The organism is Caballeronia sp. AZ1_KS37 (assembly GCF_023631165.1).
Taxonomy (GTDB): Bacteria; Pseudomonadota; Gammaproteobacteria; order Burkholderiales; family Burkholderiaceae; genus Caballeronia; species Caballeronia zhejiangensis.
In genome coordinates this window covers 22,140-40,859 of sequence record NZ_JALQDP010000014.1, presented here as the reverse complement: position 1 = coordinate 40,859, position 18,720 = coordinate 22,140, and the positions used below count along the sequence as shown (strand labels likewise).

The window sequence follows — 18,720 nt, the reverse complement described above, 5'->3', positions numbered from 1 at the left end:
GAGTCGTGCGCTGTACTTGCTCATGAAAAAACACCCCAAATCGTTGAACGGGTGTCCAACTTTTGGGGTGCAGTTCATGAAGCGGGGATTTTTTATGCGGGAAGCGCCGCCAGCGCCGCCGCGGTGTCGTCGATGACTTCGCGCCATTGCCCCGGCGCGCGCTGACGCACGAGCCGCGCGCCCGGATACCACGCGCATTCGGCGCTGCCGATGCCCCAGCGCCAGTCGGCGGCGAACGGCAGCATTACCCAGAGCGGCTTGTCGAGCGCGCCCGCGAGGTGCGCGACGGACGTATCGACGGAGACGACGGCGTCGAGCCGATCGACGATCGCGCCCGTATCGGCGAAGTTTTCGAGCCGGTTTTCCAGCAGATGAATCGATGCCGCGTTCGCATGCGCGCCCAGCAAGTCACGCTCGCGGCCCGTGACGAACGGCTGCAGCACGACCCAGTCGATGCCTTCGAGCGCGAACAGCGGCGCGAGCTCGGCGACAGGGATCGAGCGCGTTTCGCCCGGCTGCATCCGTCCGGACCAGGCGATGCCGATCTTGCGCTTGTGCTGGCCACCGATCGAGCCGCGCCACTTGCGCCGGTATTCGGCGGGCACGACGAGATAGGGCGCGCGCGCCGGGATCGCGTCGAGCGCGGTCATGCCGAGCGCGAGCGGCAGGCTTAACAGCGGACAGAACGCGTCGGCGTGCACCGGGACGCCATCGGACTTGCTCTTCAGTTCCACGCGCGCGGCATGCGCGGCAGGCGCGAGCAGCGGCACGAGCGCGGGCTGCACTTCGAGCACCAGCTTGCCGGCGAGCTTCGCCGCGAACGGCACGAAACGCGCGAACTGCAAGGTGTCGCCAAAGCCCTGCTCGGCGCGCACGAGCAGCGTGCGGCCCGGCATCGGTTCGCCGTTCCAGCGTGGCAGGCGCGGCGGCGGCTCGCTGCCGGGCGTCTGCAGACGCCACTCGTAACCGGCGAGACCGCGCGCGTAATCGCCGATGGCGAGCAGGGCCAGCGCCCGGTTCAGATGCGCGGCGGGCATCGAAGGATCGATGCGCAACGCTTCGTCGAATGCGCGCAGCGCCGCCTGATGCGCGCCGAGCGCAAGCCGCGCGTTGCCGAGGCACAGCCAGGCGACGCCGTATTTCGGATCGAGCCCGACCGCGCGCTCGAAGTGCGCGATGGCGTCATCGTGACGGCCCAGCTTCGCGAGCGCGTGACCAAGCCCGAAATAGCCCGGCGCGAAATGCGGATGCAAGGCGACGGCTTTCTGCAGCGCTGGCAGCGCGTCTTCCGGATGGCCGTGCGTTTCGAGGAGATTGCCGAGATTGAAGTGCGCGGCGACGTAGTTGGGCTCGGCGTCGAGCGCGGCGCGAAAGTGCGCGATCGCGCCGAGGGTATCGCCGAGCGCGTTCAACGCCATGCCGAGATTGTTGTGCGCGCCGGCATGACGCGGACGCAGCGCGAGCGCGCGCCTGAACGCCTGCGCGGCGTCTTTGAAGCGCTGCAGCGCGGAAAGCGAGTTGCCGAAGTTGTTCCACGCGGCGGCGTCGTTCGGCTGCAGGCGCAGCGCCTTTTCGAACGCGTCGGCGGCGTCTTCGTGACGGCCGGCCGCCGTGTAGGCGTTGCCGAGGTTGTACTGCGCGAGCGGAAAGCCCGGCGCGAGCGTGAGCGCGTTGCGAAAGCGCTCGATCGCGTCGTCGAGACGGCCGAGCGCCTTCAGCGCGTTGCCGAGATTGAGCTGCAGGCCGGCATCGGTCGGGCGCAGGTCGACCGCGCGGCGCACGAGCTCGGCCGCCTCCGCGTGCTGGCCCTGTTGATGGCGCAGCACGCCGAGATAGTGCAAGGCGTCGACATGATGGGGTTCGGCGGCGAGCGCGGCCTGATAGTCGCGCTCCGCGTCGGTCAGGCGACCGTCGCGATGGGCCGCGAAACCGCGGGCGAATACGGTGTCCATGACGGGGAAACTGCTGTCCCGGAAAAGCAAACCTCGCATTTTCCCACACCGGGGACAGCGCCCCGCCAAAGCGACGTTGACTTGTTGCGGCGATGGCACTTAACATATGAACATCTATTCATATGTTGACGATGTCCGTGGCTTCCGATCCGGTTTCCGATTCTTCCGCCGCCGTCCCGATCACTTCGGATGACCGCGTCGTGCCGCTCGCCGATCTGTTCCGTCTGCTCGGCGACCCGACGCGCCTGCGCATCGTGCTCGCATGCGTCGAACGCAAGCGCGCGGTGGGGGCGATCGCGGAGTTGCTCGGGTTGTCCGCGTCGCTGGTGAGCCATCATCTGCGGCTCTTGCGCGCGGCGCGAATCGTGCGGGCCGAACGCCAGGGCAAGCAGGTTTTCTACGTGGCGGCGGATCGCCATATCAGCACGATGCTCGCCGAGTTGCGAGAGCACATCGCGGAGCCGCAGGCCGATGCCGCGGACATCGAATGACACTCACCGAACAACGAGCACGCCGATGAGCACGCATCAGCACGACAAACACGAGCATCACGACGGGCACGAGCACGAGCATGGGCACGCGCACGGGCACGGGCACGGCGGACATGGACATCACCATCATCACGCGCCGCAGGAAGGGCAGGGCCGCACGTTCGCGCTCGCGGTCGGCCTGAATCTGCTGATCGTGATCGTGCAGGCCATCTACGGCTTTCTCGCGCATTCGACCGCGCTGCTCGCCGACGCCGGCCACAATCTCTCCGATGTGCTCGGCCTGCTGCTCGCGTGGGGCGCCGTGTGGCTCGGCAAGCGCCGGCCGAACGCGCGCTATACGTTCGGTCTCGGCAGCTCGTCGATTCTGGCGTCGCTCGCCAACGCCGCGCTCCTGCTGTTCGCGTGCGGCGCGATCGTCCTCGAAGCGATCGAGCGTCTCTTCGACCCGGCGCCCGTCGCGGGCCTCGACGTGTTCATCGTCGCGACGCTCGGCATGGTCGTGAACGGCTTTTCCGCGTGGCTCTTCATGCACGGCAGCAAGGAAGACCTCAACGTGCGCGGTGCGTTCCTGCACATGGCCGCCGATGCCGCGATCTCCGCCGCCGTCGCGGTGAGCGGCCTCATCATCCTGTTCACGGGCGCGAGCTGGCTCGATCCGCTGATGAGCCTGATCGTCGTGTCGGTGATCGTCTACGGCACCTGGGGACTCGGGCGCGACGCGATGCGCCTCGCGATGGCCGCCGTTCCGCCTTCGGTCGACATGTCGCGCATCGAGCGATATCTGACCGGGCTTCCCGGCGTGCGCGACGTCCACGACCTGCACGTCTGGGCGCTCTCGACGACCGAAAACGCGCTCACCGTGCATCTCGTGATGCCGCAAGGCCATCCCGGCGATGCGTTCGTGCAGGACGTCGTCACGACCTTGCGCAGCGAATATTCGATGCATCACGCGACCGTGCAGGTCGAGTTCGGCGAGGCATGCCAGGCGTGCGTGCTCAGCGAGCGCGGCCACGCCCACTGAGCGAGCGGTTCGCGGGCGTACACTAGAGCGCGTGACGTTTCAGGGAGGACCGACTGCATGTTCGCGCCAAAGCTGAATCCGAACGACAAGCTGGACGTGGCGCCCGTTCTCATCGTCGGCGCCGGTCCGACGGGCCTCGCCGCCGCGATGAGTCTCGCGCGCGCGCACATTCCGGTGAGGCTCGTCGACCGCGCGCGCGAGCCGTCGCCGCATTCACGCGCGATCGGCATTCAGGCGCGCACGCTCGAACTCTTCGAACAGCATCGCGTCGTCAAGCCGTTTCTCGAGCTCGGCCATCGCGCGCGCGTCGCGAATCTCTATTCCAACGGCCAGCGCCTCGCGCGCCTCGATTTCGATCCGCTGCAGACGCGTTATCCGTATCTGCTCTTTCTCGAACAGTCGCAGACCGAACGTCTGCTCGCCGAGCATCTGGCGGGCTGTCGCGTCGATATCGAGCGCGGTGTCGAAGTGGTCGATGTGTCGCAAGGCTCCGCCGGTCTGCACGCGACGCTGCGCCATCCGAACGGGCGCGACGAGCTGCTGCGGCCTTCGTATCTGATCGCCGCGGACGGCGCGCACAGTTTCGTGCGGCATCGGCTCGGCATCGGTTTCGACGGCAAGACGTTCGATCAAACGTACCTGCTCGCCGATCTCGATGCGGACTCCGACTGGCCCGACGACGAATTTCACATCTTCGCTTCGGGCGAAGGCTTGGCCGCGCTCTTTCCGATGGGCGGCGACCGCGCGCGCCTGATCGCCGATCTGCCCGCGCCTGCCGCAAGCGCGGTCAACGCGGCCGGCGCGAAAGCCGGCCCGACGCTCGACGAATGCCGCGCGCTCGTCGAGCGGCGCGTGCATCACAAGATCGCGCTGTCGAACATGACGTGGTCGTCGTACTTTCATCTGAATAGCCGCATGGTCGACAAGCTTCGCGTGGAGCGCGTGTTCCTGGCCGGCGATTCGGCGCACGTGCATAGTCCCGCCGGCGCGCAGGGCATGAACACCGGCATTCAGGAAGCATTCAATCTCGGCTGGAAGATCGCTCGCATGCTCGCGGGCAACGCGCCCGAGCGGCTGCTCGACACTTATCACATGGAGCGGCATCCGATCGAGCGCGACGTGCTGCGCCAATCGAGCATGCTCACGCAGATGGCAGGCGCCGAGCATGGCCCGATGAAGCTGATGCGCGATCACGTGATGCCCGCGCTCGCCGCGATCGGTCCGTTGCGCGACGCGATGCGGCGCACGGTCAGCGAGCTGTCGATCAACTATCGCAAGAGTCCGCTCACGCTGGAGCGTCTGCTCGACGGCGGTCCGCGCGCGGGCGAGCGCGCGCCCGATGCGCGTGTGCATGTCGTCGACGGGCCGCTCGGGCGTTTGCCGGGCGTCGGCTGTCTTTACGATCTGCACGATCCCGGCTGCTTCTCGCTGTTTCTGCTGGTGAATCCGTCGGGCGAGGACGATATCGCCCTCGCGCCCGCGACGATCACCGTCGCCCACGCGATGCGCGATCCCGATCTCGACGGCCTCGCGCAGTCCGTCGAAGCGATCCTGCCGAACGCGGTGCGCGTGTGGCGCATCACCGATACGCAAGGCGACGGCGCGAACTCGCTCACCGACAACTATGGCCGCACGCGCCCCGCGTTCTATCTCGTGCGTCCCGATGGCTATATCGCGGCGCGCGGGCGGGCGCCGTCGGATGTGCACGCGCTCTTGCGTCACTGCGAAACGTGGTTCGGCGCGCAGGAGACGAACATCGAGCGGCAGCCGCAACGCGAGTATCGGGAGGATTGAAAAAGCCCTGCGGTGCAGGGCTTCGAGGAGTTTCAGGCGGTCGCAGCTTTCGGCGTCAGATCTATTCGATGCAGACTGAGCGCCTCGCGCACGATCGGCTCCATCGTCGCGCTCGCTTCCGGATTGTCGAGCGCGGCGAGAATCGCGAGCCGCATGCGCGGCTCCCAGAACCGGCGGATGTGATCCGCGACGCTATCGACGGCTTCGGGGCGGTCCGGCATCGAATCGAAGAATTCGCCGATGCGGTTCGCCATCTCGATCAGGTTATCGACATCCATTGCTTATTTTCCTGAAGAAGTCGTGGCGAGGTTGAGCAGTTCGAGCTGCTGCGTGTTGAAGCGCGAATACTCCTTCTGCCATTGCGACGGCTGCTCGACCGGCATCACCTGCACCGCCGTCACCTTGTACTCCGGACAGTTCGTCGCCCAGTCGGAAGAATCCGTCGTGATGACGTTCGCGCCCGACTCGGGGAAGTGGAACGTCGTATAGACGACGCCCGGCTGCATGCGCTCCGAGATCTTCGCGCGCAACACGGTCTGCCCCGCGCGCGACTCGATGCCGACCCAGTCGTCCATCTTGATGCCGCGATCTTCCGCGTCGACCGGATGGATCTCCAGGCGATCCTCGTCGTGCCATTGCGAGTTTTCGGTACGACGCGTCTGCGCGCCCACGTTGTATTGCGACAGGATGCGTCCCGTCGTGAGCAGCAGCGGATATTTGCGCGTGACCTTTTCCGGCGTCGCGACGAACTTCGTAATGACGAAGCGTCCCTTGCCGCGCACGAATTCGTCGATGTGCATGGTCGGCGTGCCGTCCGGCGCGCGCTCGTTGCACGGCCACTGGATGCTGCCGAGCTCGTCGAGACGTTCGTACGAGACACCGTGGAACGTCGGCGTGAGACGCGCGATCTCGTCCATGATCTCGGACGGGTTCGCGTAGTTCATCTCGTAGCCGAGCGCGCGCGAAAGCTTGATGGTCACTTCCCAGTCGGAGAAGCCCGCGAGCGGCGGCATCACCTTGCGCACGCGCGAGATGCGGCGCTCGGCGTTGGTGAAGGTGCCGTCCTTTTCGAGGAAGGTCGAACCGGGCAAGAGCACGTGCGCGTACTTCGCCGTCTCGTTCAGGAAGATGTCCTGCACGACGATGCATTCCATCGACGACAGCGCATCGGCGACGTGCTGCGTGTTCGGATCCGACTGAACGATGTCCTCGCCCTGGCAATAAAGGCCCATGAAGGTGCCGTGCATCGCGGCATCGAACATGTTCGGAATGCGCAGGCCCGGTTCCGGCTGCAGCTTCACATCCCACGCTTCTTCGAAGAGCGAGCGCGTCGCAGCATCGCCGATATGCCGATAGCCCGGCAGCTCGTGCGGGAACGAGCCCATGTCGCACGAGCCCTGCACGTTGTTCTGGCCGCGCAGCGGATTCACGCCGACGCCTTCACGGCCGACATTGCCGGTCGCCATCGCGAGGTTCGCGATGCCCATGACCGTCGTCGAGCCTTGCGCGTGCTCCGTGACGCCGAGGCCGTAATAGATCGCGCCGTTGCCGCCCGTCGCGTACACGCGCGCGGCTTCGCGCACCAGTTTCGCGGGCACGCCGGTGACGCTTTCCATCGCTTCGGGCGAGTTCTCTTCCGTCGCGACGAAATCGCGCCATTGGCCGAACGCGCGCTCCTCGCAGCGCTCGGCGATGAAATCGTCCTTCAGCAAGCCTTCCGTGACGATCACGTGCGCGAGCGAATTGACCATCGCGACGTTCGTGCCGGGGCGCAATTGCAGGTGATACTGCGCCTTGACGTGCGGCGTATCGACGATATCGATGCGGCGCGGATCGATCACAATGAGCTTCGCGCCTTCACGCACGCGGCGCTTCAGCCGCGAGCCGAAGACGGGATGGCCGTCGGTCGGATTCGCGCCGATCACGATGATCACATCCGACTGTTCCACCGATGCGAACGTCTGCGTGCCCGCCGATTCGCCGAGCGTCGTCTTGAGGCCGTAACCGGTCGGCGAATGGCAGACGCGCGCGCAGGTATCGACGTTGTTGTTGCCGAACGCCGCCCGCACGAGCTTCTGCACGAGATACGTCTCTTCGTTCGTGCAGCGCGACGACGTGATGCCGCCGATCGAATCGCGTCCGTACTTGTCCTGAATGCGGCGGAACTCGCTCGCCGCATAGTTGAGCGCTTCGTCCCACGACACTTCGCGCCACGGATCGGTGATCTTCGCGCGGATCATCGGCTTCTTGATGCGGTCCTTGTGCGTCGCGTAACCCCATGCGAAGCGGCCTTTCACGCACGCGTGGCCTTCGTTCGCCTGGCCGTTCTTGTTCGGCGTCATGCGCACGACGGTGTTGCCCTTCATCTCCGCCTTGAGCGAGCAGCCGACGCCGCAATACGCGCACGTCGTGATGGCGGAATGCTCCGCCTGGCCGAGCATGATGACGCTCTTTTCCTGCAGCGTCGCGGTCGGACACGCGGCGACACACGCGCCGCACGACACGCATTCGCTTTCCATGAACGGCACGTTTTCGCTCGCGGCGACGCGCGATTCGAAGCCGCGTCCGGCGATGGTCAACGCGAACGTGCCTTGCGTTTCCTCGCACGCGCGCACGCATCGATTGCAGACGATGCACTTCGACGGATCGTAGGTGAAGTACGGGTTCGACTCGTCCTTCCTGTCCTTCAGATGGTTTGCGCCTTCGTAGCCATAGCGCACTTCGCGCAAGCCGACGACGCCCGCCATGTCCTGCAACTCGCAATCGCCGTTGGCGGGACAGGTGAGGCAGTCGAGCGGGTGATCGGAGATATAGAGCTCCATCACGTTCTTGCGCAGCGATTGCAGCTTGTCGCTTTGCGTGCGTACTTTCATGCCCGCTTCGACGGGCGTCGTGCACGATGCCGGATAGCCGCGCTTGCCTTCGATCTCGACGAGGCACAGGCGGCACGAACCCCACGGTTCGAGCGAATCGGTGGCGCAGAGCTTCGGCACGTTGACGCCGGCTTCGATCGCGGCGCGCATCACGGACGTGCCGGCCGGAACCGTGACGCTTTCGCCGTCGATTTCCAGCGTCACGTCGACATCCGCATGACGCAGCGGCGTGCCGTAGTCGGTTTCGTCGAACGGATCGCGGCGCTGCACCGATGCCGCGCTCTTGCACGCGCAGTTGCCGGAGCCGCAGCCGTTGATGGTGTTGGACATGTTTGTCTCCTTTTCTTTACGCCGCCTTCTGCGCGGGCGTGCGGGGCAAGCCGAAATCTTCGGGGAAGTGATCGAGCGCGGACATCACCGGAAACGGCGTCATGCCGCCCATCGCGCAGAGCGAGCCGGACACCATCGTGTCGCACAGTTCGCGCAAGAGCGTGATCTGCTTCACCGACGTATCGCCCTCGCGAATCTTCGCGATGACTTCCTCGCCGCGCGTCGAGCCGATGCGGCACGGCGTGCACTTGCCGCACGATTCGAGCGCGCAGAAGTGCATCGCGTATTGCGCGAGCTCGGCAAGGTTCGACGTGTCGTCGTGAACGACGAGCCCGCCGTGACCGACCACCGCGCCGACCTTCGCGTACTCCTCGTAATCGAGCGGAATATCCCACTGGCTTTCCGGCAGATACGTGCCGAGCGGACCGCCGACTTGCACCGCGCGCGCGGGACGTCCGCTCGCGGTGCCGTCGCCGTAGGTATAGATCAGCTCGCGCAGCGTCACGCCGAACGCGAGTTCGACGAGTCCGCCTTGCTTCACGTTGCCGGCGATCTGGAAGGGCAGCGTGCCGCGCGAACGGCCCATGCCGAAGTCGCGATAGAAGGCCGCGCCCTTCGCGAAGATGATCGGCACCGTCGCGAGCGTGATGACGTTGTTGATGACCGTCGGCTTGCCGTACAGACCCGTGAGCGCGGGAACCGGCGGCTTCGCGCGCACGATGCCGCGCTTGCCTTCGAGCGATTCGAGCAGCGCCGTTTCCTCGCCGCACACGTACGCGCCCGCGCCCTTTGCGACATACAGCTCGAACTCGTGCGACGTGCCGAGCACGCTCGCGCCGAGCCAGCCCGCGTCGCGCGCCTTGTCGATCGCTTGGTTCAGCGTCGCGATCGAATGCGGATACTCGCTGCGCACATAGATGTAGCCCTTGGTCGCGCCGACCGCCACGCCCGCGATGATCATGCCTTCGATCAGCATGTACGGATCGCTTTCCATGACGAGGCGGTCGGAGAACGTGCCGGAGTCGCCTTCGTCGGCATTGCAGACGATGTATTTCTGGTCCGCCAGCGCGCCGCGCACGGTCTTCCATTTGATGCCCGCCGGAAACGCCGCGCCGCCGCGTCCGCGCAGGCCGGAATCGAGCAGCGCTGCGCAGACGGCGTCGCCGTTCATGTCGAGCACGTTGCGCAGGCCATGGAGTCCGCCGAGCGCGACGTAATCGTCGATCGACAACGGATCGGTAATGCCGATGCGCGCGAACGTCAGACGCTGCTGGTTCTTCAGATACGGAATCTCATCGACGATGCCGACGTTCTTTTCATGCGCGCTGCCTTCGTGGAAGCCCGCATCGAAGAGCGAGGCGACGTCTTCCGCGTCGACGTTCGAATAGCCAATGCGCCCGTCCGGCGTCTCGACCTCGACGAGCGGTTCGAGATAGAAGAGGCCGCGCGAGCCGTTGCGCACGAGTTGGACGTCGAGGCCGCGCTTCAGCGCTTCGCTCGCGATGGCTTGCGCGACGGCGTCCGCGCCCAGCGCGAGCGCGGCGGAATCGATCGGTACATAGATGCGGGTCATGCCGTCACCTCCGCGACTTTCGTCTGCGCCGCTGCATACAGGCGGTCGAACTTCGCCGGCGTCACGCGCGCGTGCAGTTCGCCGTTGATCGTCATCGCCGGGGAGAGCGCGCATTGACCGAGGCAGAACACGGATTCGAGCTCGGTCTCTTCGGCATGGCCGCTGTCGAAGCGGCAACCCGTGTGTCCTTCGATGTGATCCTTCAGCGCTTCCGTGCCCATGCTGCGGCACGCTTCCGCGCGGCAAAGCTGCACGGTCACGCGCGCGGGCGGGGCGGACCGGAAGTGATGGTAATACGTGACGACGCCATGAACTTCTGCGCGCGACAGCGACAGCGTTTGTGCGAGCGGCGCGATCGCCGTCTCCGGCACATAGCCGACTTCGTCCTGGATGGCGTGAAGAATGGTCATCAACGTCGCGCCTTGTATTGCGTGGCGACGCACGATTTCAGCGGATGCAGCGGCGGAAAGCTGCGGATGTGTCATGGGGCTCCTCCAACACTCGGCATATGTTTTGTTGGTACATATTTGGACGGATATAATTACGGGTGCCGAGCCTGTAAAAGAACAATAGGCGTCGTGATATATCTTGGCAATAGGAAGGGGGAGTGCATATGGTGGACGTCGAATGCCGCGCGGAGCTGATCCTGCGCGACGCGGATGGCCGGGAAACCAGTCTCAGCGCGGTTGTGCCGCTTTTGAAGCTCGTCGCGCAGACGGGCAGCATCGCGAACGCCGCGAGCGCTAAGGGTTTGTCCTATCGTCACGCGTGGGGTTTGTTGCGCGAAATCGAAGCGCGGCTGGGCGGTGCGCTCATCACCAAATCGCGCGGTCGCGGCTCGGTGCTGTCCGAACTGGGCGAATCGGTGTTGCGCGCGCAGCGCGTGTGCGGCGAGCGGCTCGAAACGCCGTTGCAGGCGGTGGCGAACGATGTGGCCATCGAGCTGAACCGGCGTCTCGCGGGCGGCGTCAGCCAGGTGCGGATTCACGCGTCGCACGGTTACGCGGTCGCGGCGCTCGTGCGCGCGCTGGGCGATCAACGCGTGCCGGTCGACATCAAATATCGCGAGAGCGCCGAAGCGGTGAGCGCCCTCGCGCGCGGCGAGTGCGAACTGGCGGGCTTTCACTTGCCGATCGGCGAATTCCGTTCCACTTGCGCGGACATTTATCGGCCGTTTCTGGACCGGAACAGGCATCAGCTCATCCGGCTCACACGCCGCACTCAAGGGCTGTTTCTGCCGAAGGGCAATCCGAAGCAGATTTCCGGCTTGCGCGATCTCGCGCGCGGCGACGTGCGCTTCGTCAATCGTCAGCCGGGTTCGGGCACGCGCATGCTGCTCGATCTGTCGTTGCGTAGCGTGGGCGTCGATCCCGATCAAATCAACGGCTACGCGACCACCGAGCTCACGCATTCGGCGATCGCCGCGTTCGTCGCGAGCGGCATGGCCGATCTCGGCTTCGGCGTGCAGCCCGCCGCTCATCATTTCGCGCTCGATTTCATCCCGATCATCGACGAGGATTACTTCTTCGCGTGCGAGCGCGCCCGGCTCGACGAGGCGCAGCTCGCGTCGGTGCTGCGCATTTTGCGCAGCGACGGCTTCACGGAGAGCGTCGCTCATCTGGAGGGCTACGATCCGGCGCACTGCGGCTTGCTCGTCGATGTCGACGAAGGCCTGCACGGCTGAAACGGAAACACGCTGTAAAAGAGCGGGGCGGACGCAAAACTGCCATCGACGGCGAATTGAGCTAACCTAACGCTTTGCTGTCGACTTCACTGCCATGAAACTCTCGTTGCTTGCTTGTTCTTCCGCCGCGCTCGTCGCTGGCGCGATCTATATGGTTCCCGTCGCCTTTGCCCAGAACTCGCCGGGCGTGCCGGGGGGCGTGCTGCAGGACCAATTCCGTTTGAACGAGCATCCGCAGATGCAGTTCGCGGCGTCGGCGCCGTCAGCGAAATATCAGCAGGGCAAATCGGCCATGCGCCGCCGTGGCGATAACGGCGATCCGAACGGCTGCAATCTGAAGTGTCCGCAGGACGGTTCGAACTAAGGCAAAAAAAGACCTCGCACGGAGCGAGGCCAAGGTACTTGGAATGACACCTGGCCCGCCGCAAACCGCCGACGTTCCGAAGTGCAGCTTCAGAATAGGCTGAGGCTCGGACGGCGAGAATCGGAGTTTTCTGAGTAAACCGGCTTCCGATCTGTTGGTCATTGACACAAAGCAACAGCATTCGGACCGCTCCGATACGAACGCAGCGCGTGGCCGCCTATTCTCTCGGACGTAGCGATGGTTGTCTCTGTCCTCGCTATGTCTCTCAAGGATGTTTGCCCCGCCCCCGTGCGGGGCTTTTTTTTCGTCTGTCGTTGTGCCTGCCGTGCGGCCAAAGAAAAACCCGCGATGCTTGCGCGATCGCGGGTTTCACGGGGGTGTTTTGGTGGAGGCGGCGGGAATCGAACCCGCGTCCAGAAGCGCTCTACGACCAGTTCTACATACTTAGTTCTGTCATTTGATTTAACCGTAACGACGCGGACGAACACGCTGCGTTACGGCGATTCACTAGATTTTCGACTCGGGCGTCGTGACGCCACCAAAGCTTATCTGACGTATATGACCTCTCGTGGTATTGCTACCCTAACCCGTCAGCGAATTAGTGAGAGGACGGCTAGCCCTTAGGCTGCCAGTGCGAACGTATCGTCGTTTGCAGTTACGTTTTTCCCATTGATTAACGAGGTGACGGGTCCTCGGTATGCCCTGACCGCTTCACAACCCCTGTCGAAACCAGGTCGCCCCCAAGCGGAAGAGAAATTATCCCACGAAAAGCCATATGAGGCGAATCGCGGGACTTTCAAGTCAGGCGATGTCACGCAGCAGATGCTGCAACTCCTCAGGCGAATCGACGACGTGATTGGCGTGCCAGCGGCGCGGCGGAATATCGTCGCCGCAATAGCCGTAGGCTGCCGCCACGGTGATCATGCCAGCCGCGAAACCGGCCTGCACGTCGCGCAAATCGTCGCCGACATAGACGATGCGCTCCGGCGCCACATCCAGCAGCTCGGCCGCGTGCAGGAGCGGTGCCGGATGCGGCTTCGAATGCGGCGTCGTGTCGCCGCAGACGAGGCAGCCCGCGCGCGTGTCGAGTGCCAGCAAGGCCACGAGCGGCGCGGCGAACCGCGTCACCTTGTTCGTGACGATGCCCCAGCGCACGCCGCGCGCATCGAGTTGATCGAGTATCTCGGCGATGCCCGGAAAGAGCGTCGTCTCGATGCACAAATCGGCTTCGTAATTGGCGAGGAATTCCTCGCGCATCGACGCGAAGTCGTGATGCTCCGGCCCGATCTCGAACGCGCCGCCGAGCAGACCGCGCGCGCCCCCCGACGCGAACGGCCGCAACGTTTCGAGCGGGCGCATTTCGAGGCCGCGATCGTGCCGCATCTTGTTCACCGCGGCGACGAGGTCGGGCGCGGTGTCGGCGATCGTGCCGTCGAGGTCGAACAGCACGGCCTGGCACAGCCCGAGGCCATCGCCTTCTGCGAGGCGCTGGGGCAGGGGATTCGTGTCTTCCGGAAGGGGCGTGGTATCGATGGTGCCCGTAGACAAGGGATCGTCGTTGGTCATGGCGTCAGGCTTCGCGGCGGCAAGCCATCATGTAGTTGATGCTCGTGTCGTTCGACAGGCCGAAGTGCCTGGAGATCGGCCGATACGTGATGCCCTTGATATCGACGGGCAAGAGCGAGGCGGCGCGCGCGAACGTGGCGAGCTCCGACGGTTTGATGAAGCGCGCGTAATCGTGCGTGCCGCGCGGCAGCATGCGCGCGATGTATTCCGCGCCGATGACGGCGAACAAATACGCCTTCGCGTTCCGGTTCAACGTGGAGAAGAAGACCCAGCCGCCCGGCTTCACGAGCGCGGCGCAAGCGGCAACGGTGCCCGCGGGATTCGGAACGTGCTCGAGCATCTCCATGCAGGTGACGACGTCGTATGAGCCCGGTTCGCGCGCGGCGAGCGCTTCCGCCGAGATTTCTTCGTACGCGACCTCGACGCCGCTTTCGAGACTGTGCAGATCCGCGACGCCGAGCGCGCTCGACGACAAGTCGATGCCTTTGACGTTCGCGCCGCGCGTGGCCATCGACTCGGACAAAATGCCGCCGCCGCAGCCGATGTCGAGAACGCGTTTGCTCATCAGATGCGCGTGCGCGTCGATCCAGTCGAGCCGAACCGGGTTCAGTTCATGCAGCGGCTTGAACTCGGCGTTCGGGTCCCACCAGCGATGCGCGAGCTCGCTGAATTTCTGCAGTTCGTGGGGATCGACGTTGGTCATGTTCGGGAGTGCCTTGTTTGAGTCGTGAATCGATTAGGACCGAGTATATAGGCGACGCAATGGGCGGGCAAAACGCGCCATAGCCGAAGCCTACCTGAATCGGCGGCCCATTAAACGAATGCGCGAAATGCTTCGGGCATAAAAAAACCCCCGCCGAGGCGGGGGTTTGATCTGCGGCAATCCTGCTCGCTATTACTGCTGCGGCTGACGCGTCGTGCCGACAACTTCGACTTCCACGCGACGATCCGGTGCGAGGCAAGCGATGAGTTGCTTGCGATTCTTCTGTTGGCAGCTACCCTTCGTGACCGGGTCGCGCTTGCCCTTGCCTTCCGTGTAGATACGGTTGGCTTCGATGCCCTTGCTGACCAGGTAAGCCTTCACAGCTTGCGCACGGCGCAGCGACAGACGATCGTTGTACTTGTCCGAACCGATGCGGTCGGTGTAACCCGTTGCAACCACGACTTCGAGGTTCAGCGCGCCGATCTTCGATGCCAGGTCGTCAAGCGCCGTCTTGCCAGCCGGCTTCAGAACAGCCTTGTCGAAGTCGAACAGGGCGTCAGCTTGATACGTGATCTTCTGCGTCGTGATAGCAGGCGGCGGCGGAGCGACCGGCGTCGGCGGCGGTGCAACTTGCGCGACCAGCGCGCCGTCGCACTTCGCGTTTGCCGTAGCCGGCGTCCAGAATGCGTCGCGCCAGCACAGTTCGTTCGTGCCGTTCATCCACACATACTCGCCCGTACCGTTCACCCAGTTGTCATTCACGGCTTGTCGCGAGGCCGGCACCGACTGTGCCGAGGCCGATGCAGCCATAACTGCGGTAGCTGCAATGAACGCGAGCTTTGAAAGTTTATTCATATTTCTCCTCTCGAAATTGAGATTACCGCAGGTTTACTGCGAGCCTGTAGACGAAGACAAGTCATACATTGCTCGAAGTATAACATTCCCTACGGAACAAAACGCGCTGTATAGACTTCGAGCAGTGTCTAAGTTTGTGCGTTGGCATTTTGCCATATCGTTCCCTTGCAACGATAAAAATATCCCCGCACGCTGCACGCCCGCAACCTTATGTGGTGCATGCGCAACAAGAAGGGGACAGGAGACGGTCAGGCCCGAAGAAGGCGCGAAATCCGCGCATATTGCGTGCCTGAATGCCATTTCCTGCGTGTTTTTATCGCGGGTACTTTATCGATCAGCAAAAAGACGAGGCGGCATGATAGCCCGCCGAAGTGACGAAAGGACGGAAATCGTTCCCCGGTTTTTGTAAGTAATTGGTACGACGTTGCGCAATGCGAACTCGGCGTGCACATTCTGGCTGGACGCGCGCAACACACTGTATGTATACAGCAGTCGTCAGGGCGCTAATGTCGCGCATGGTAGAATCTCCTGATGCGCTGCGTTCGCACGCATAAATATGACATGCGCAGCATATGCACCGTACGCAGCGCTCAGAGGCGTGCGCCGCATATGGGGCGCGCAGCGTACGCCGGCTACGCCCCGCGGCAGCCTCATGTCGTGCGGCTGACGGGCGAGTTTCGCGAAATCGTCGCGCGCTGCCGTGTCGCCGCTGCATAGTTCAAGACACGGATAATGGATCAATTCGCCAAAGAGACTCTGCCAATCTCCCTCGAGGAGGAAATGCGCCGCTCGTATCTCGATTACGCGATGAGCGTGATCGTCGGGCGGGCGCTTCCCGATGTACGCGATGGCTTGAAGCCGGTGCATCGTCGGGCGCTCTACTCGATGCACGAGCTGAACAACGACTGGAATCGCGCGTACAAGAAGTCGGCGCGTATCGTCGGTGACGTCATCGGTAAGTACCATCCTCACGGCGACGCGTCCGTCTATGAGACGATCGTTCGGATGGCGCAGCCGTTCTCGCTGCGCTACATGCTGGTCGATGGCCAGGGCAACTTCGGTTCGGTCGACGGCGACAACGCCGCGGCGATGCGTTACACCGAAATCCGCATGGCGAAGATCGGCCACGAGCTTCTGGCCGACATCGACAAGGAAACGGTCGACTTCGGGCCGAACTACGACGGCAGCGAAAACGAGCCGCTCGTTCTGCCGGCGCGCATTCCCAATCTGCTGATCAATGGCTCGGCCGGCATCGCGGTCGGCATGGCGACCAACATTCCGCCGCACAACCTGCGCGAAATCGTCGACGCCTGCCTGCATCTGCTGAATACGCCCGAGGCCACCGTCGACGAACTCATCGAGATCGTGCCGGCGCCGGACTTCCCGACCGCCGGCATCATCTACGGCGTGGCGGGCGTGCGCGACGGTTATCGCACGGGGCGCGGGCGCGTCGTGATGCGCGCGGCCACGCACTTCGAAGAGATCGACCGCGGCCAGCGCATGGCCATCATCGTCGACGAAATTCCGTATCAGGTGAACAAGCGCACGCTGCTCGAGCGCATCGCCGAACTCGTCAACGAGAAGAAGCTGGAAGGCATTTCCGATATTCGCGACGAATCCGACAAGTCGGGCATGCGCGTCGTGATCGAGCTGAAGCGCGGGGAAGTGCCGGAAGTCATTCTGAACAACCTGTACAAGCAGACTCAGCTGCAGGACACGTTCGGCATGAACCTGGTCGCGCTCGTCGACGGCCAGCCGAAGCTCCTCAACCTGAAGGAGATGCTCGAGTGCTTCCTGTCGCATCGACGGGAAGTGCTGACGCGGCGCACTGTATACGAACTGCGCAAGGCCCGCGATCGCGGGCACGTGCTCGAAGGTCTCGCTGTCGCGCTCGCTAACATCGACGAATTCATCGCGATCATCAAGGCCGCGCCGACGCCGCCTATCGCGAAGCAGGAACTGATGGCGCGTCCGTGGGATTCGTCGCTCGTGCGCGAAATGCTCACGCGCACCGAGACCGAGGCTTCGGGCGGCCGCGCGGCGTATCGTCCGGAAGGGCTGAATCCGGCATACGGCCTGCAGGAAGACGGTCTGTATAAATTGTCGGACGTTCAGGCGCAGGAAATTCTGCAGATGCGTCTGCAGCGCCTGACGGGTCTGGAGCAGGACAAGATCGTCGGCGAGTATCGCGAAGTGATGGCGCAGATCGCCGACCTGCTCGACATCCTCGCGCGGCCGGAGCGGATTCGCCAGATCATCGTCGAGGAGCTGGGCCAGATTCGCGCCGAGTTCGGCGACGACCGCCGTTCGCGTATCGAGATGAACGCGACCGAGCTCAACACCGAAGACCTCATCACGCCGACGGACATGGTCGTCACCATGTCGCATTCCGGTTATGTGAAGTCGCAGCCGCTTTCCGAATATCGCGCGCAGAAGCGCGGCGGTCGCGGCAAGCAGGCGACGCAGATGAAGGAAGACGACTGGATCGACACGCTCTTCATCGCGAATACGCACGATCACATGTTGTGCTTCTCGAATCGCGGCCGCGTGTACTGGATCAAGGTCTATGAAGTGCCGCAGGGCTCGCGCAACTCGCGCGGCCGTCCGATCGTCAACATGTTCCCGCTGCAGGATGGCGAGAAGATCAACGTCGTCCTGCCGGTCAAGGAATTCTCGGTCGACAAGTACGTGTTCATGACGACCGCGCTCGGCACGGTCAAGAAGACGCCGCTCGAAGCGTTCAGCCGTCCGATGAAGAAGGGCATCATCGCGGTGGGTCTCGACGAGGGCGATTACCTCATCGGCGCCGCCATCACCGACGGCCAGCACGACGTCATGCTGTTCTCCGACGCGGGCAAGGCCGTGCGCTTCGACGAGAACGACGTGCGCGCGATGGGCCGCGAGGCGCGCGGCGTGCGCGGCATGCAGCTCGAAGACGGGCAGCAGGTCATCGCGATGCTCGTTGCGGGCGGCGAGAACCAGTCGGTGCTGACGGCGACCGAGAACGGCTACGGCAAGCGCACCCCGATCAACGAGTACACGCGTCATGGCCGCGGCACGAAGGGTATGATCGCGATCCAGACGTCGGAGCGTAACGGCCGCGTCGTCGCGGCGACGCTCGTCGAGCCGGAGAGCGAGATCATGCTGATCACGACCGCGGGCGTGCTTATTCGCACGCGAGTTTCGGAAATCCGCGAAATGGGCCGTGCAACTCAAGGTGTTACACTCATCAGCCTTGACGAGGGAACGAAGTTGTCGGGACTGCAGCATATCGCCGAAGCGGAAGCCGAGGCCGAACTCGAGGCAGACGCCGGTTCGGAAGATTCTGCAGCGAAACCGGGTGACGCGGAAAATGGTGAAGGCGAAGAAAACGCCTGATATTTTTTGTGTCTCAACGCTCTCGTTATCGCTTTTGAAAGCTCGGATTGGTTAAGCTGCGCGACGTGACATGAGCGGGTTGCCGGCGTCGAAACGACAGGCAACGCTCGTCGCCAGTGCTGAACTGGATATTTTT

14 protein-coding genes and 1 other RNA gene are annotated in these 18,720 nt (G+C 63.9%); 6 read left to right on the top strand and 9 right to left on the bottom strand.

Annotated elements, in window-relative coordinates; all coding sequences use genetic code 11:
- Positions 1–92 precede the first annotated feature (92 nt).
- The gene (locus tag NCS00_RS10680; RefSeq protein WP_250440050.1) at positions 93–1,952 is read right to left on the bottom strand and encodes a tetratricopeptide repeat protein; all 1,860 of its coding nucleotides are present in this window, start codon (positions 1,950–1,952) and stop codon (positions 93–95) included.
- Between the two features lie 131 nt (positions 1,953–2,083).
- On the opposite strand from NCS00_RS10680, the gene NCS00_RS10675 reads away from it, so the two are divergent.
- Genes NCS00_RS10675 through NCS00_RS10665 form a run of 3 tightly spaced genes read left to right on the top strand, consistent with a single transcriptional unit; the run spans position 2,084 to position 5,258 of the window.
- Positions 2,084–2,443, top strand: a complete 360-nt coding sequence (locus NCS00_RS10675; RefSeq protein WP_085955275.1) for an ArsR/SmtB family transcription factor — start codon at positions 2,084–2,086, stop codon at positions 2,441–2,443.
- A 25-nt stretch (positions 2,444–2,468) separates the two neighbouring features.
- Entirely contained in the window at positions 2,469–3,464 is a 996-nt protein-coding gene (locus NCS00_RS10670; protein ID WP_250440049.1) for a cation diffusion facilitator family transporter, read from the top strand.
- 57 nt (positions 3,465–3,521) lie between these two features.
- Complete coding sequence (locus NCS00_RS10665; protein ID WP_051996560.1) at positions 3,522–5,258, top strand: FAD-dependent monooxygenase; 1,737 nt, start codon at positions 3,522–3,524, stop codon at positions 5,256–5,258.
- A gap of 32 nt (positions 5,259–5,290) precedes the next feature.
- On the opposite strand, the gene NCS00_RS10660 is transcribed toward NCS00_RS10665, so the two are convergent.
- Genes NCS00_RS10660 through NCS00_RS10645 form a run of 4 tightly spaced genes read right to left on the bottom strand, consistent with a single transcriptional unit; the run spans position 5,291 to position 10,519 of the window.
- Positions 5,291–5,536: a formate dehydrogenase subunit delta gene (locus NCS00_RS10660; protein WP_008342440.1), complete on the bottom strand. Its 246-nt coding sequence runs from the start codon at positions 5,534–5,536 to the stop codon at positions 5,291–5,293.
- A gap of 3 nt (positions 5,537–5,539) precedes the next feature.
- On the bottom strand, positions 5,540–8,461 hold the full coding sequence (fdhF, locus tag NCS00_RS10655) for a formate dehydrogenase subunit alpha (RefSeq protein ID WP_244807481.1): 2,922 nt from the start codon (positions 8,459–8,461) through the stop codon (positions 5,540–5,542).
- A gap of 16 nt (positions 8,462–8,477) precedes the next feature.
- Entirely contained in the window at positions 8,478–10,034 is a 1,557-nt protein-coding gene (locus tag NCS00_RS10650; protein WP_250440048.1) for a formate dehydrogenase beta subunit, read from the bottom strand.
- Positions 10,031–10,519: an NAD(P)H-dependent oxidoreductase subunit E gene (locus NCS00_RS10645; protein ID WP_250440047.1), complete on the bottom strand. Its 489-nt coding sequence runs from the start codon at positions 10,517–10,519 to the stop codon at positions 10,031–10,033. The genes NCS00_RS10650 and NCS00_RS10645 overlap by 4 nt, the downstream gene beginning before the upstream one ends.
- A gap of 128 nt (positions 10,520–10,647) precedes the next feature.
- Here NCS00_RS10645 and NCS00_RS10640 point away from each other — a divergent pair, with 128 nt between their 5' ends.
- Positions 10,648–11,718: a substrate-binding domain-containing protein gene (locus NCS00_RS10640; RefSeq protein WP_008342436.1), complete on the top strand. Its 1,071-nt coding sequence runs from the start codon at positions 10,648–10,650 to the stop codon at positions 11,716–11,718.
- 94 nt (positions 11,719–11,812) lie between these two features.
- On the top strand, positions 11,813–12,082 hold the full coding sequence (locus tag NCS00_RS10635; RefSeq protein WP_008342435.1) for a hypothetical protein: 270 nt from the start codon (positions 11,813–11,815) through the stop codon (positions 12,080–12,082).
- 383 nt (positions 12,083–12,465) lie between these two features.
- On the opposite strand, the gene ssrA is transcribed toward NCS00_RS10635, so the two are convergent.
- The 4 genes from ssrA to ompA form a co-directional block, all read right to left on the bottom strand.
- Positions 12,466–12,824: a transfer-messenger RNA gene (gene ssrA / locus NCS00_RS10630) on the bottom strand.
- A gap of 59 nt (positions 12,825–12,883) precedes the next feature.
- Positions 12,884–13,648 (bottom strand): phosphoglycolate phosphatase, encoded by a 765-nt coding sequence (gene gph, locus NCS00_RS10625; RefSeq protein WP_250440046.1) that lies wholly within the window; start codon positions 13,646–13,648, stop codon positions 12,884–12,886.
- Positions 13,649–13,652: 4 nt separating this feature from the next.
- Positions 13,653–14,351 (bottom strand): bifunctional 2-polyprenyl-6-hydroxyphenol methylase/3-demethylubiquinol 3-O-methyltransferase UbiG, encoded by a 699-nt coding sequence (ubiG, locus tag NCS00_RS10620; protein ID WP_008342396.1) that lies wholly within the window; start codon positions 14,349–14,351, stop codon positions 13,653–13,655.
- A gap of 192 nt (positions 14,352–14,543) precedes the next feature.
- Entirely contained in the window at positions 14,544–15,206 is a 663-nt protein-coding gene (gene ompA / locus NCS00_RS10615) for an outer membrane protein OmpA (RefSeq protein WP_033537188.1), read from the bottom strand.
- A gap of 732 nt (positions 15,207–15,938) precedes the next feature.
- Here ompA and gyrA point away from each other — a divergent pair.
- Positions 15,939–18,584, top strand: a complete 2,646-nt coding sequence (gene gyrA / locus NCS00_RS10610) for a DNA gyrase subunit A (RefSeq protein ID WP_075583528.1) — start codon at positions 15,939–15,941, stop codon at positions 18,582–18,584.
- Positions 18,585–18,720: the final 136 nt, after the last annotated feature.